Consider the following 16,026-nt stretch of genomic DNA (forward strand, 5'->3'; position numbering starts at 1 on the left):
GAGTTCGGTGGTGTCGGTGGTGGTGAGGAGTGCGGTGTGGAGGGCTGCGTCGAGGAGGGCGGGGTGGATGGTGTGGCCGGTGGTGTCGGTGTTCTCGGGGAGCACGATCTCGGCGTAGAGGTCGTTGCCGTGTTTCCAGGCGGTGGTCAGGCCCTGGAAGAGGGGGCCGTAGTGGTAGCCGCGGGCGTGCAGGTCCTCGTAGAGAGAGGTGACGTCGATGGGGTCGGCCCCCGGGGGCGGCCAGGTCGTGGACGGCTGGGCCGGGACCGGTTGAGTCTGCGTCAGGAGGCCGTCGGCGTGCTGAACCCACTCGGCACCGGTGTCGTCGTCGGGGCGGGAGTGGATGATGAGAGCGCGTGTTCCGTCGCGGGCGGGTTCAAGGTTGACATGCAGTTGGCGCGGCGTGGCGGGGTCGAGGATGAGGGGTGCGTGGAGGGTGAGTTCGGCGAGGTGGGGGTGGCCGGTGTGGAGTCCGGCGTGGAGGGCGAGGTCGACCAGGGCTGCCCCGGGCAGGAGGACGGTGCCGGCCACCGCGTGGTCGGCGAGCCAGGGATGGGTGTTGAGGGAGAGCCGGCCGGTGAAGAGGGTGGTGGTGTCGGCGAGGTCGATCCGCGCCCCGAGCAGGGCGTGCTCACTGCCCGACAGGCCCAGCGACGTCGCGTCCTGCGGACGGGAGGAGGACTTCAGCCAGTACGACTCACGCTGGAACGGATAGGTCGGCAGGTCGACCGTCTCGGATGTTTCAGGCAGGAGACGGGTCCAGTTGATGGGGGTGCCGGTGGTGTGGGCCTGGGCGGCGGAGGTCAGGAGCTGCGCGAGCGTGCCCTGCTGTCGCCGCAGAGTGCCGAGAACCGTGACGCCAGGGTCGCTGTCGGTGGTGTCCTGGATGCCGATGGTGAGGACGGGGTGGGGGCTCGCCTCGATGAACAGGTGGTAGCCGTCGGCCAGGAGAGTGCGGGTGGTGGTCTCGAACCGGACGGTCTGTCGCAGGTTCTGGTACCAGTACCCGGCATCCAGGGTGGTGGTGTCGGTGACGCGTTCGCCGGTGACGGTGGAGTAGAACGCAATGTCCGTCACCGCCCGGGGGGTGACCGGGGCCAGCAGGCCGTTGAGGGTGTTCTGGAGTTGGTCGATGTGGGGGGTGTGGGAGGCGTAGTCGACATCGATACGCCGTGCCCTGACGTCCTGGGACTCGTACCAGTCCAGGATGGTTTCCAACGCGGTGACGTCACCGGCGATCACCGTGGACGCCGGACCGTTGATCGTGGCAATCGTCAGCGTGGGTGCGTGGGCGTCGAGATGGGCCTGGACCTCATCTGCCGGTAGCGGGACGGAGACCATGCCGCCGGTGCCGGCGAGCGCGGTGAGGGCCTGGGACCGCAGGGCGGTGATGCGGGCGCCGTCCTGGAGCGTCAGAATCCCCGCGACCGTCGCCGCCGCGATCTCACCCTGCGAATGACCCACCACCGCATCCGGCACCACCCCCAGGTCGGCCCACGCGGCGGCCAGTGACACCATCACCGCCCACAACACCGGCTGGACCACATCCACCCGCTCCAGTGAGGAGGCACCCTCAGCTTCGTTCAGGACGTCCCACAAGTTCCAGTCGGTGAACTCCGCCAGCGCCGCCGCGCATTCGTCCAGGCGGTCCCGGAACGCAGGCAGCGCCTCGGCCAGCTCCACGGCCATACCCGCCCACTGCGAGCCCTGCCCGGGGAACACCAGCACCGTCCGCCCAGCACCCGACCCGACCTGACCCGTCACCACATACGGCGACGGCTCACCCGAGGCCAACGCCCCGGCTGCGGCCAGCAACTCCTCCACCGACTCACCGAGCAGCACCGCCCGATGATCAAACCCGGCCCGCGAGGTGACCAACGCCCGTGCCACCGCCACCGGATCAGCACCCGCAACCGCCGACAGACGACCCGCCTGCTCCCGCAACGCCACCGCCGACCTCGCCGACAACACCCACGGCACCGGCCCCAACTCCCCTGGCTCCGCCACATCCACTACCGTCGTCGGCGCCTCCTCCACAATCACATGCGCATTCGTGCCGCTCATGCCGAAGGAGGAGACGCCGGCCCGGCGCGGGCGTTCCACGTCAGGCCAGGGGCGTGCCTCCGCGAGCAGTTCAACCGCCCCCGCTGTCCAGTCGACATGCTCCGACGGCTTGTCGACGTGCAGTGACTGCGGCAGTACGCCCGCCCGCATCGCCATGACCATCTTGATCACACCCGCCACACCCGCGGCAGCCTGGGTATGACCGATGTTCGACTTCACCGACCCCAGATACAGCGGCCGGTCCTCCGGACGCCCCTGCCCGTACGTCGCGAGCAGCGCCTGCGCCTCGATCGGGTCACCCAGCCGCGTACCCGTACCATGCGCCTCCACCGCGTCCACCTCGGCCGCAGCCAGCCCCGCACCCGCCAGCGCCTGCCGGATCACCCGCTCCTGCGACGGACCGTTCGGCGCCGTCAGACCATTGCTCGCACCATCCTGATTCACCGCCGAACCCCGCAACACCGCCAGCACCCGATGCCCATGACGCTCCGCATCCGACAACCGCTCCAACACCAGCAGACCGACACCCTCACCCCACCCCGTACCATCCGCCGCATCCGCAAACGGCTTGCAACGACCGTCGACGGAGAGGCCCCGCTGGCGGCTGAACGCGATGAAGGGTGCTGGTGCGGCCATGACGGTCACTCCGCCCGCCAGCGCCAGCGTGCTCTCGCCCTGGCGCAACGACTGCGCCGCCATGTGCAGCGCCACCAACGACGACGAACACGCCGTATCCACCGACACCGCCGGACCCTCGAGACCCAGCGAGTACGAAATACGGCCCGACGCGATGCTGACCGAGGTGCTGGTCGCGAAGTAGCCCTCAAGTTCTGGTGCCGCCTGTGATCCGGGCTCGGCCAGGCCCGCTCCGTAGTCCTCGTGCATGACTCCGGCGAAGACGCCGGTCCGGCTGCCGCGCAGCGAGTCGGGCGCGATGCCGGAGCGCTCAAGCGCCTCCCAGGCCGTCTCCAGCAGCAACCGCTGCTGCGGATCCATCGCCATGGCCTCACGCGGACTGATCCCGAAGAAGGCGGCGTCGAACTCCCCCGCGTCGTGGAGGAATCCGCCGTCTCGTACGTAGGACGTGCCGGAGTTCTCCGGGTCGGGGTGGAAGAGGCCGTCCAGGTCCCAGCCTCGGTCGGTGGGGAAGCCGGACATCGCGTCCGTGCCTTCCGCGACCAGCCGCCACAGGTCCTCCGGCGACGACACACCGCCCGGGAAGCGGCACGCCATGCCCACGATCGCCACCGGCTCATCGGCGACGAAGGCGGTCTGCGCGGCTGATGTGGCTGCGGTGTCCGGTGTGTCGGCGCCCAGTACGCCGAGGCCGGACGCGATGTGGTCGGTCAGTGCCCGCGGTGTGGGGTGGTCGAAGATGAGGGTGCTGGACAGGGTGAGGCCGGTGGCGGCGTTGAGGCGGTTACGGAGTTCGACTGCGGTCAGGGAGTCGAAGCCCAGCTCCTTGAAGGCCCGTCCGGTGTCCACCGTGTCCGGCGACGCGTGGCCGAGGACCGCCGCGATCTCGCCGCGTACGACGTCGAGCAGGAACCGTTCCCGCTCCGTGGCCGGCATCACGGCCAGCCGTCCCGCCAGGCCCTTCGCACCGGTCGACCCGGTGCCGGCGCGTGCCATTGTCCGACCGGTCGACGGCGCCAGGGCTCGCAGTGCCGCCGGCACCGCATCGCCGCGCTGGAGCCGCGCCCGTAGCGCGGGGACATCGAACCCGGCCGGTACGAGTACCGCCGCCTCGGCGCTCAACGCCGTGTCGAACAAGGCGAGTCCCTGTTCCCGGGACAGTGCCCGGATGCCGCCTCGGGCCAGCCGCTCGTGGTCCGCAGCGCCGAGTGCGCCCGTCATACCTCCTGCGTCGGCCCACATGCCCCATGCCAGGGACTGACCGGTCATCCCCAGCGAGCGGCGGTGGCTCGCCAGCCCGTCCAAATACGCGTTCGCCGCGCCGTAGTTCGCCTGTCCGGGATTGCCCAGTACGCCTGCCACCGACGAGAAGAGGACGAACGCCGACAGAGCCGAGTCCCGCGTGAGTTCGTGCAGATTCCAGGCGGCGTCGGCCTTCGCCCTCAGGACGGCGTCGAGGCGTTCGGGGGTCTGCGCTTCCAGCAGCCCGTCGTCGAGGATGCCCGCGGCGTGGATCACGGCGGTCAGGGGGTGCTCGTCGGGGATGGTGTCCAGCAGCTGGGTCAGGGCCTGGCGGTCGGCGACGTCGCAGGCCGCGACCGTGACAGTCGCGCCCAATTCGCCTAGTTCGGCGGCCAGTTCGCGGGCTCCGGCCGTGTCCGGGCCGCGCCGGCTGACCAGCAGCAGGTGCCGCGCGCCGTGTTCCGTCACCAGGTGCCGCGCCACCACCGCGCCCAGCCCTCCGGTGCCACCGGTGATGAGAGTGGTCCCCTCGGTGATCCCGTCCGTGCTCCCCTCGACGGTCCCTTCGATGCCGGGGGCGGGGGCGAGGGCGGGGGGCAGCGTCAGCACGATCTTGCCGGTGTGGCGTGCCTGGCTCATGAAGCGGAATGCCTCGGGTGCGCGGCGTACGTCCCAGGTGGCGACCGGCAGGCCGTTGATGAGCCCGGCGTCCAGGAGCGTGACGACGTCCGTGAGCATGGAGTGGATGCGCTGGGGGTCGTCGTTCGCCAGGTCCAGTAGGTCGAATGCCTGATAGAGCGTCAATTGTGGGTGTTCGGCGAGGACTTCACCGGCATCACGGATGTCGGTCTTGCCCATCTCGGCGAAGCGGCCACCTTCCGCGAGCAGGCGCAGCGAGGCGTCGACGAACTCTCCGGCCAGCGAGTCCAGTACGACGTCCATTCCGCGTCCGTCCGTGGCGGCGCGGAAGCGCTCCTCGAAGTCGAGGGTGCGGGACGACGCGATGTGGTCGTCGTCGAGGCCGAGGGCGCGCAGGGTGTCCCACTTGCCCTCGGACGCGGTGGCGAAGACCTCGGCGCCCCAGTGCTTGGCCAGTTGGATGGCGGCCATGCCGACGCCGCCGGCGCCCGCGTGCACCAGGACCCGTTCGCCGGGGGCGAGTCGGGCGATGTCCGCGAGACCGAGGTAGGCGGTGAGGAAGGCGATCGGTACGGACGCGGCGTCCTCGAAGCTCCAGCCGTGGGGCAGCTGGGTGATCATGCGCTGGTCGGTCACGGCGTACGGTCCGAACGAGCCGGGGAACATGCCCACGACGTGGTCGCCGGTCTCGATCCCGGTGACTCCCTCGCCGGTCTCGATGACGATTCCGGCGCCTTCACCGCCCATGGCGGCGTCACCGGGGTAGACGCCCAACGCGATCAGTACGTCACGGAAGTTGAGGCCCGCGGCACGCATGGCAACCCTCACCTGCCCGGGGCCGGCGGGGGATCCGGCTTCCGGGGCGGGGATGAGGGCGAGGTTCTCAAGCGTGCCGCGGGAGCTGGTGTCGAGCCGCCAGGCGGCGGCGCCGGCCGGTGGGACCATGGCGGCCTGCTCGCCGCTGATCCGGGTCAGTCTGAGGATCCGCGCGGTGTCGCCCCGAAGGGCGAACTGGGGCTCGTCGGCGGCGAGGACGGCCGCGACGGCGGCGGTGAACGTCGTGCGGAAGTCTTCGGGCAGGTCGCTCTCGGATGCCGACAGGTCGGCGAGCAGCAGTCGGCCGGGGTGCTCCAGCTCCGCCGTACGGACCAGGCCCCATACCGCGGCGTGCACCGGGTCGGCGTGCTCCCGCCCGTCGGTGGCCACGGCGCCCCGGGTGATGACGGCCAGCCGGGCGCCGGTGAGCCGCTCGTCGGACAGGTAGCGCTGGAGGGTGCCGAGAAGGTGCGTGGTGATGTCCCGTACGGCGTCGGGGTCGGCGGCGCCGGTGGTCGCCGCGTACGGCAGCAGCACCAGTTCCGGTGCCCGCTCACCGTCCTCGACGGCAGAGGCGAGTGCGTCCACGTCGGCGTACGTACGGGCGCGGGCGCCCAGGTCAGGCAATGACGAAGCGTCGCCGAGAACCGCCCAACTCCCCCTGTCGGCACCGGTGTCGGCGCTTCCGGCGGTCGGCAGGACGGCGAGCGGGGTCCACGTCGGGTGGTACAGGTCCTCGAAGCGGCGCGGCCCGGTTGCGGCGCCGGTCAGCTGCTCCATGGTGACGGGGCGCAGGGCAAGGGTGTCGACGGTGGCCACGGGGGCTCCGGCCGGGTCGGCGACCCGTACGGTGATCTTCTCGGGGCTCTGGCGGGTGAGCCGTACCCGCAGCGCGGTCGCGCCCGCCGCGTGCAGGGTCACTCCGCTCCAGGCGAATGGCAGCACCTGCGGATCGTCGTCGCCCTCACGCCACAGTCCGATGCCGTGCAGCGAGGCGTCGAGCAGGGCGGGGTGCAGACCGAAGCGGGCCGCGTCGTCACCGCCGGACGGGGACCGGCCGTCGTCCCCGGGGCCGGTCGGCAGCTCGACCTCGGTATAGATGTCCTCGCCGGCGCGCCATGCGGCGCGTACGCCGCGGAACGCCGGGCCGTAGTGGTAGCCGGCAGCCGCGAGGTCGTCGTAGAAGTCCTCGACGGCGAGGGCTTCGGCGGCGGGCGGCGGCCATGCGGTCAGGTCCCATCCGGCGCCGGCGCCGGGACCGGCCGCGGGAGTGAGCAGGCTGTTGGCGAGCAGGCCGGTGGCGTGCTGGACCCAGGTGTCGTCGGCCGCCGTATCGTCGTCGCGGGAGTGCACGGTTACGCCGCGCCGGCCGGTCTCGTCGGCGGCGCCGATCAGGACCTGTATCTGGACGCCGCCGCGTTCGGGCAGCAACAGGGGTGCTTCCAGGGCCAGTTCGGCGACCTGGTCGCAGCCCACCTCGTGGCCCGCCCGTATCGCGAGTTCCACGAACGCGGCGCCGGGCAGGATGACGGTGCCGCCGACCGCGTGGTCCGTGAGCCAGGGGTGGGTGTCGCGGGCGAGCCTGCCGGTGAGGACGACCCCGTCGCTGTCGGCGAGGGAGATCGCCGAGCCGAGCAGCGGATGGTCGGCGGCCGTCAGACCGAGGCTGGTGGCGTCGGACGCTCCCGGGGGGACGTTCAGCCAGTAGCGGTTGCGTTCGAAGGCGTAGGTGGGGAGTGCGACGCGGCGGGGGTGGGCGGACGCGAAGACGGCGTCCCAGTCGGCGGTGGCGCCGTTGATGTGGATCCGGCCGAGTGCGGTGAGGAGGGAGCGGACTTCGCCGGTGTCCTTGCGCAGGGCGGGCGCGAGTGCCGTCACCGGCCCGTCGTCGCGCCGGGCGCCCACACTGTCGGCGTCGGCGTCGGCGTCGAGGCAGTCCTGTGCCGCCGCTGTCAGGACGCCGCCGGGACCGAGTTCGAGGTAGCGGGTGACGCCGTCGTCCGCGAGATGGCGGATGCCGTCGTGGAAGCGCACCGCTCCCCTCACGTGGCGTACCCAGTGCTCGGGTGAGGTCAGTTCGTCGGCGGTGGCCCGCCGTCCGGTCACATTGGTGACGAGGGGGATCTCGGGGCGGTGGTAGGTCAGTCCTTCGGCGACGCGGCGGAATTCGTCCAGCATCGGGTCCATGAGCGGTGAGTGGAAGGCGTGGCTGACCCGCAGGTGCTTGGTCTTGCGGCCGAGTGCGGTGAAGTGTGCGGCGATCTCCGTCACCGCCTCCTCGTCGCCGGAGACGACGACGGCGCGCGGGCCGTTGAGCGCGGCGACGGACACCTTGTCGCGCCGCGCCGCGTCGTCGACGAGCGGAAGCACCTCGTCCTCGGTGGCCTGGAGCGAGACCATGGCGCCGCCCTTGGGCAGGGCCTGCATGAGCCGGCCGCGGGCTGCCACGAGGGCGCAGGCGTCGGCCAGTGACAGCACACCGGAGACATGGGCGGCGGCCAGCTCGCCGATGGAGTGGCCGATCAGGACGTCGGGGCGCACGCCGAGGGACGTGACGAGCCGGAAGAGGGACGTCTCCACGGCGAAGAGCGCTGCCTGGGTGCACACGGTCTCGTCGAGCAGGGCGGACTCGGGCGTTCCGGCGGCGGCGAAGACGATGTCGCGCAGCGAGTGGCGGAGTTGCGGCGCCAGGTGGACATCGAGTTGTGCGCACGCGGCGTCGAAGGCTTCCGCGTACACGGGGAAGGCGGCGTGGAGTTCGCCGCCCATGCCGGGCCGCTGACTGCCCTGTCCGGTGAACAGGAAGGCGGTACGGGCGAGTCCGCCCGCGGCGGTGCCGGTCAGCAGGTGCGGGGCGGACATACCGGCGGCCAGGGCGGTGAGGCCGCGTACGAACTCCGCACGGTCCTCGCCGACGATGACAGCGCGGTGGCTGAGGCGGGCGCGGGTGGTGGCGAGCGCCTGGCCGATGTCGGCGGGGCGCGCGGTGGGCTCGTCGTCCAGGTGCTTCAGCAGCCGTTCGGCCTGGCCGGCGAGGGCCTTGGCGCTGCGAGCGGAGAGCACCCAGGGCAGGGGGCCGGGACCGGCCGCCGGGGAAACGCTGCCGTCGGTGCTACCGGAAACGCTGTCGGAAGCCTCGGCGGTCTCCGCCCCGTCACCGGAGCCGCCAACCCTCGCACCGCCAGCCCTCGCACCGCCGACCGGCACACCGCCTGCCGCAGCCGCGTCGGCGTCATCGGCGGCCGGTTCCTCCAGGAGCACGTGGGCGTTCGTACCGCTGATGCCGAAGGAGGAGACGCCGGCCCGAAGTGGTCCCGTCTCCTTCTCCCACGGGCGTGCCTCGGCGAGCACGGACACCGCGCCCTCGGTCCAGTCCACATGGGACGTGGGCGCGCCCACGTTGAGCGTGGCGGGCAGGACGCGATGGCGCATCGCCATCACCATCTTGATCACACCCGCGACTCCGGCAGCGGACTGCGCGTGCCCGATGTTGGACTTGACCGAGCCGAGCCACAGGGGCTGGTCGTCGCGGCGCCCCTGTCCGTAGGTGGCGAGCAGGGCGCGGGCCTCGATGGGGTCGCCGAGGGAGGTGCCGGTGCCGTGGGCCTCGACCGCGTCGATGTCGGCGGGGGTGAGCCGGGCGTCGGCGAGTGCCTGGCGGATCACCCGCTCCTGGGAGGGGCCGTTGGGGGCGGTCAGCTGGCTGCTGCGGCCGTCCTGGTTGACGGCGGAGCCGCGTACCACGGCGAGCACGGTGTGTCCGAGCCGGCGGGCGTCGGAGAGCCGTTCCACCAGGAGCAGCCCGGCGCCTTCTCCCAGGCTGGTGCCGTCGGCGCCGTCCGCGAAGGCCTTGACGCGGCCGTCCTCGGCCAGTCCGCGCTGGCGGCTGAAGTCGATGAGCGACGCGGGGGTCGACATGACGCAGACGCCGCCCGCGAGGGCCTGGTCGCACTCGCCGCGGCGCAGTGCCTGTACGGCCAGGTGCAGGGCGACGAGGGAGGAGGAGCACGCCGTGTCGACGGAGACGGCCGGGCCTTCGAAGCCGAAGGTGTACGAGATACGGCCGGAGGCGACGCTGCCCGCGCTGCCGTTGACGATGTATCCGTCGAGGCCCTCGGGGATTCGGCCGGCGTCGCCGAAGCGGGAGCCATAGTCGTTGTACATGACGCCGGTGAACACCCCGGTCCGGCTGCCGCGTTGGGCGAGCGGGTCGATGCCCGCCCGTTCGAAGACCTCCCAGCTGGTCTCCAGCAGCAGCCGCTGCTGGGGGTCCATGGCGAGGGCTTCGCGCGGGTTGATGCCGAAGAACTCCGGGTCGTGCTCGTCCGCGTCGTGGAGGAATCCGCCGTGCCGCGTGTAGCAGGTGCCGGAGCGCCGCGGGTCCGGGTCGTACAGCGCGTCGAGGTCCCAGCCCCGGCCGGCGGGGAGTTCGGTGATGGCGTCGGTGCCGTCGGCGACGAGCCGCCACAGGTCCTCGGGGGACCGGGCGCCGCCGGGGTAGCGGCATGCCATGCCGACGATGGCGATCGGCTCGTGATTCCGGGACTCGGCCTGGTGCAGACGGTCGCGCGTCTGCTGGAGGTCTGTGGTGACCCGCTTCAGATAAGCGCGGAGCTTGTCTTCATTCGCCATGTGCAGCAGTCCCCTTGGCGGCCGGAGTAACCAGGAAGTGTGTGGCCGTACGGGCGGAGCCGAGCGGGTACGGCCGGTCGCCAGAAAGGTCGCCGAAGGGACTTGCGCATCCCTAACCGCGCTCTAAAGAGCACCCGGGCGGGTCACGGCGGCCTTGGCCTTTAGGAGCGCTGAAGGCGTCTCCTTACCGTCAGCCGGACCGCGACGCACGAGGCACACACCGACGAGAGGACCCCCAACGATGCAGCCTCCCCAGCTGACCCTGAAGGCCGGCACCTCCTGGGCCGCGACGTACGAGCGCTGTGTGCAGGTGGCGCCCGAGGCGTTCGGCCCCGACCACGTACGCAACCGCTGGGCGGACGCCTGGCAGCACGACGGAGAGGCCGCCCCGGCCCTCTCCCCCGTCGACGGCACACCGATTCCCGGTCCGCCCCTGCTGAGTGGCGCGGAGGCCGCCGAGGCGGTGCGCGCGGCGCACCAGTTGCATCAGCAGTGGCGGCGGACTCCGCTGCGGGAGCGTCAGGCGCGGGTATCGGCGGCGCTGGACGCGCTGGAGTCGCACCGTGAGCTGCTGGCGCGGCTGCTGGTGTGGGAGATCGGCAAGCCGTGGAAGCAGGCGTGTGCCGATGTGGACCGGTGTGTCGACGGGGTGCGGTGGTACGTGGTGCAGAGCGAGCGGCAGCTCGCGGGCCGTGCCCCGCTGGACGGCCCGGTGAGCAACATCGCCAGTTGGAACTACCCGATGAGCGTGCTCATGCACGCGATGCTGGTCCAGACGCTGGCGGGCAACGCGGTCATCGCGAAGGTGCCCACCAACGGCGGGTTGTCCTGTCTGACGCTGGCCGGTGCGCTGGCCGTACGGGAGGGGCTGCCGCTCTCCCTCATCAGCGGGCGCGGCTCGGCGCTGTCGCCGGCGCTCGTGCGGTCGCCGGAGATCGGATGTGTGGCGTTCGTCGGCGGGCGGGCCGCCGGGGCGCGGGTGGCGGCCGGTCTCGCGGGCCTGGGCCGCCGGCACTTCCTGGAGCAGGAGGGCCTCAACTCCTGGGGTGTGTGGGAGTACAGCGACTGGGGGCTGCTGTCCGAGCAGATCCGGAAGAGCTTCGACTACGCGAAGCAGCGGTGCACGGCGTATCCCCGTTTCGTGGTGCAGCGTTCGCTGCTCGACCGGTTCCTCGCGGCGTATCTGCCGGCGGTCCGGGGCGTACGGTTCGGGCATCCGCTGGCCGTGGAGCTGCCCGATGACCCGTATCCGGAGCTGGACTTCGGTCCGCTCATCAACGACGCCAAGGCGAAGGAGCTGGCGGATCTGACGGACGGTGCGGTCGCGGGCGGTGGTCTGCCGCTGTATCGCGGGTCGATGGCCGACGGGCTGTTCCTGCCGGGGCAGCAGACGTCCGCGTATCTGCCGCCGGCGGCGATCCTGTCACCGCCGAACTCGTCGCCGCTGTTCCACGCGGAGCCGTTCGGTCCGGTGGACACGATCGTCGTCGTGGACACGGAGGCGGAGCTGCTGTCGGCGATGAACGTCTCGAACGGTTCGCTGGTGGCGACGGTCTCCTGCGACGACGAGACGACGGCGCTGCGTATCGGCGCGGAGGTCAGGTCGTTCAAGCTGGGCGTCAACAGGCCTCGTTCGCGTGGTGACCGTGAGGAGCACTTCGGCGGTCAGGGCAATTCCTGGCGTGGCGCCTTCGTCGGCGGTGACCTGCTGATGCACGCGGTGTCCCGCGGCCCGGCGGGTGAGCGTCTGCCGGGCAACTACCCCGACTACACGCTGCTGCCCGGCTGACCGCGCCCGGCCGGCGCACGCGCGACCGGTGTCCGGCCCTCGCGACAAGCACTCGCGACACGCCCTTGCGACACGCCCTCGCGACACGCCCTTGCCAGGGACAGGGAAAGGCCCGGGCAAGGGCGGCTTTAGCACGCACGACCAGCATGTCAAGCCGTACGGCACCTGTGAGAAAGGACCGCCAATGGACGCCTCAGACATCCGAATCCTGTCGGCCGCCTCCGCACTTCCCGGGCCGCCGGTGGACAATGCCGCGCTGGCCAGGAGGTTCGGCCTGGACAGGCTCTGGGAGCAGTGGGTGGACACGTTCATCGGTACGGGCACCCGGCATCTGGCGGTCGACCTGGACAGCGGTGAGATCACGTCCTCGCTGGTCGATCTGGGTGCGGAAGCGGGCCGGCTGGCCCTGGAGCGGGCCGATCTGCGGCCGTCCGACATCGATGTGATCGTGTTCGCCTCCGCCACGCCCGACGCGCTGCTGCCCACCACCGTCAATCTGGTCGCCGAGCGGCTGGGTATCAATGACATACCGAGCTATCAGCTCCAGTCGGGGTGTTCGGGGGCGTATCAGGCACTGGCGCTGGCCCGGCAGCTGCTTCTCGCCCGCGACTGCCGCAACGCGCTCGTGCTGGGCGGCGATGTGCTGGTGAAGCACTTCGATCTGACGATCGACATGCGCAAGCTGGCCCCGGCGGAGCTGGTCAACATGCTGCTGTTCGGGGACGGGGCGGGTGCCGCGGTCCTGACCCGGGACAAGCTGCCCGGCACGACCGCGCTGCGCCGTGTCGTGCACCGGGTGACCGGTGAGGGGCGGGCGCCGGGGCAGTCCGTGGAGTGGTTCGGTCTGGCGGACCGGCATCTCGACAAGCCGGCCGCCAAGGAGGACTACAAGGCGATCGAGGAGTCGGTGCCGCTGATGTCGGCGGAGATCGTCAAAGAGATCCTGGACGATCTCCACTGGACCGAGCACGAGGTCGACTATCTGCTGCCGCCCCAGCTGTCGGGGAAGATGGCCGAGCGTGTGACGGAGACGCTGAAGATGAACGGCGCGGAGGAGATCACTTGTGTGCGGGAGACCGCGAACACCGGGAACGCCGTGCCGTTCATCCAGTTGGAGCGGGTGCTGCCGCAGATGGTCGGCGGTGACCGGGCGCTGGGCATCACGGTGGAGTCCAGTAAGTGGATCAAGGCGGGCTTCGCCCTGGAGAGGGTCTGATCGCCGATGTCCTCCTCCGGTTCTTACACCGCCACGGCTGACGACGCCCTCGACGAACTGCGCGCCCTGCACAAGGACGGACGTCTCGCGGAGCAATATCCGCGGGTGCGCGGGCTGCTGACCAACCTGACGGAGAATCAGCTCGGCGCCGCGGGACGGCTGCTGGCACGGGTCGACATCGACGAGGTACGGCGCCTGCACCCGTCGGTGCCGGTGGTCAAGGCCGCGGTCACGGGGCACGGGACGATCGGTGACCTGGTGCCTGCCCTCACCGCTCAACTGGCCCGGGCGGGACTGCTGTTGCGGGTCCGGGTCAGTGAGTTCGACTCCTACGTCTTCGATCTGTCCGATCCGGACAGCGGACTGTACGCCTACGCACCCGATCTGACGCTGTGTCTGCTCGATCAGCGCGTCGTGCTGGACGAGCTGCCCGTACCGTGGCGCCCGGCGGATCTGGAGCGGGTGCTGGCCGAGAAGGTCGCGCTGCTGGAGCGGCTGGTGGTGCGGTACGGCGCCGTCGCGTCGGGCCCGCTGGTGCTGAACACGCTGCCGCTGCTGGGTTCGGTGACCGCGCAGTTGGTGGATCACACGTCGCGGGCCGAGGTGTCCGCGCTGTGGCACGAGGCGAACGCGCGGCTGCTGCGGCTCACCGCGGAGCATCCGCATCTGACGGTCCTCGACGTGGCACCGTGGCTGGCCGCCGGGGTGCCCGCCGCCGACGCGCGCCTCAGTGTGTACGCGAAGGCGCATCTGTCGTCCGGTCTGCTCGCGGCGTACGCGAAGGAGGCCGGGCATCTCGTACGGCATCTCACCGGCCGGGCCAAGAAGGTGCTGGCGGTCGATCTCGACGAGACGGTGTGGGGCGGCATCCTGGGTGACGCCAGCATCGACGGCATCGAGGTCGCCGACACCTACCGGGGTGAGGCGTTCAACGGTTTCCAGCGGGTGCTGAAGCAACTCTCCTCCCAGGGCGTGCTGCTGACCGCGGTGAGCAAGAACGACCAGGACGCGGTGCGCGAGGTGCTGTCGACGCATCCCCGGATGGCGCTGCGCGAGGACGACTTCGTGCGGGTGGTGGCCAACTGGGATCCCAAGCACGGGAACATCGAGCAGCTGGCGGCCGATCTCAATCTGGGTGTCGACTCGTTCGTGTTCGTCGACGACAGTCCTTTCGAGTGCGGTCTGGTGCGGCACGAGCTGCCCGAGGTGGCGGTGGTGCAGCTGGACTCCGAACCGGCCCTGCATGTCGAGAAGTTGCTGCGGGACGGCTGGTTCGACGTACGGAATCTGACCGCCGAGGACCGGGTACGTCCCAGCCGCTACCGAGACGAGCTGGTCCGCAACGACTTCCTGGGCAGCTTCGACTCGCTCGACGAGTATCTGGCCAACCTCGGTGTCACCGTCCAACTGCGCGAGACCGAACCGCGCGACGTGCCACGTGTCTCGCAGATGACGTTGCGTACCAATCAGTTCAACCTCACCACGGTACGGCTCCAGGAGCAGCAGGTCCGCGAGCTGGCCGCCGATCCGGCGTCACGCGTGCTGGCCATCGCCTCGGCGGACCGGTTCGGCGACAACGGGCTGGTGGGCGCGGTCTTCACCCGCCAGGAGGGCACGACCACGTACATCGACAACTTCCTCCTCAGCTGCCGGGTGTTCTCCCGGGGTATCGAGCGGAGCTGTCTGGCCGTCGTGCTCGAACAGGCGAAGGCGGACGGCGCGACCGAGGTGATCGCGTCGTACCGGCGGTCCGCCAAGAACGGCAAGGTCGCGGCCTTCTACCCGCAGGCGGGATTCGCCGAAGTGGCCGACGACGGCGAGACGGTGACGTTCCGTCACACTCTCGACGCACTGCCCGGCCCGGCGCCCCATGTGCGGCTCAGTTTCCACTTCAACGGCTCGAAGGGAATCCCGAGTGAACAGCCTGGCTGAATTCGTCACTCTGATCCATGAGGAACTGGGCATCGAGGTGACCGTGGAGACGGTCGGCAAGAGCTGGGACAGCGTGCCCGGCTGGGACTCGGTGCATCTGATCACCCTCCTCTCCCTGCTGGAGCGGGAGACGCGGCGCCCCGTCTCGCTGCCCGACATGCTGGAGGCCGGGAGCCTCAAGGAGGTCTACGACCTGGCGGGCGGCCGATGACCGCGCCGTGCCTGGTACGCCCGCCCGTGGCGGACGCCGCGCTGCGGCTCGTCTGCTTCCATCACGCGGGCGGCGCCGCGTCGGCGTACCGGGGTCTCCAGGAGAAGCTGGGGCCGGACATCGATGTGATGCCCGTACAACTGCCGGGCCGGGAGAAGCGTGTCAGGACGCCGGCGGTCCGGTCCATGGATGTGCTGGTCGACGAACTCGACGCGCAGCTCGGCCCGTTCCTGGACGGTCCGTATGTGCTGTACGGGCACAGCATGGGCGCACTGATCGCGCACGATCTGACGCTGCTGCGCCAGGAGCGTGGCTCCCGGCCGCCGGAGCGGCTGATCGCGGGCGCGTGTGCGGCGCCGGGGCGCGCCGGTGTGGCGGGGCTCGGGGCGCTGGCCGAGCTGGCCGACCGGGAGCTGCTTGAGCTGATGCTGGCCGGCGGCGGGACGTCCGCCGCGCTGCTGAACCACCCCGAGTGGATGAAGTGGGCGCTGGGGCTGCTCCGTAACGACCTGCGGCTGTGCGGCAGTCGGCCGGAGCGCCCCGGCGGCGCGCTGCTGAGCTGCCCGGTCGATGTGTTCGCGGGGCTCGACGACTCGCTGGTCCCCGTGGAGGAGGCGGAACAGTGGGCCGACCGCACGACGGGCGCGTTCCGTGCCCATTGGTTCCCCGGTGGTCACTTCTTCACCCGCGAGTCGGAGGCCGCGTTCCTGGGCCGGCTGCGGGACGTACTCGACACGGTGCGGGTGCCCGTGTCCATGGGCGCCTTCGTGGGAGGCCGCGTCTGATCCGGTACGCACGCGACTGCGGCCCCCGCCCTTCCGGGCAGGGGCCGCTCTTGTGGGGGGCTCT

General features: G+C 71.0%; 5 protein-coding genes and 1 pseudogene. 5 read left to right on the plus strand and 1 reads right to left on the minus strand.

What is annotated here, in order from left to right:
• Positions 1–10,023 (minus strand): annotated as a pseudogene (locus ACFYNU_RS29785) (SDR family NAD(P)-dependent oxidoreductase); the annotation flags it as partial.
• 247 nt (positions 10,024–10,270) lie between these two features.
• Between ACFYNU_RS29785 and ACFYNU_RS29790 the strand changes: the two are divergent.
• The 5 genes from ACFYNU_RS29790 to ACFYNU_RS29810 all read left to right on the plus strand — a co-directional run bounded on the left by ACFYNU_RS29790 (position 10,271) and on the right by ACFYNU_RS29810 (position 15,962).
• Positions 10,271–11,818 carry an aldehyde dehydrogenase family protein gene (locus ACFYNU_RS29790; protein ID WP_356597037.1) on the plus strand — a complete coding sequence of 516 codons (1,548 nt, stop codon included), beginning with the start codon at positions 10,271–10,273 and terminating at the stop codon, positions 11,816–11,818.
• A gap of 184 nt (positions 11,819–12,002) precedes the next feature.
• On the plus strand, positions 12,003–13,034 hold the full coding sequence (locus ACFYNU_RS29795) for a 3-oxoacyl-ACP synthase III family protein (RefSeq protein ID WP_356597039.1): 1,032 nt from the start codon (positions 12,003–12,005) through the stop codon (positions 13,032–13,034).
• Between the two features lie 6 nt (positions 13,035–13,040).
• On the plus strand, positions 13,041–14,966 hold the full coding sequence (locus ACFYNU_RS29800) for an HAD-IIIC family phosphatase (protein ID WP_356597041.1): 1,926 nt from the start codon (positions 13,041–13,043) through the stop codon (positions 14,964–14,966).
• Positions 14,950–15,177: an acyl carrier protein gene (locus ACFYNU_RS29805; protein ID WP_356597043.1), complete on the plus strand. Its 228-nt coding sequence runs from the start codon at positions 14,950–14,952 to the stop codon at positions 15,175–15,177. The genes ACFYNU_RS29800 and ACFYNU_RS29805 overlap by 17 nt, the downstream gene beginning before the upstream one ends.
• Positions 15,174–15,962: an alpha/beta fold hydrolase gene (locus ACFYNU_RS29810; protein ID WP_356597045.1), complete on the plus strand. Its 789-nt coding sequence runs from the start codon at positions 15,174–15,176 to the stop codon at positions 15,960–15,962. The genes ACFYNU_RS29805 and ACFYNU_RS29810 overlap by 4 nt, the downstream gene beginning before the upstream one ends.
• Positions 15,963–16,026 lie beyond the last annotated feature (64 nt).

The organism is Streptomyces sp. NPDC006643 (assembly GCF_042870175.1).
In the GTDB taxonomy this organism is placed as follows: Bacteria; Actinomycetota; Actinomycetes; order Streptomycetales; family Streptomycetaceae; genus Streptomyces.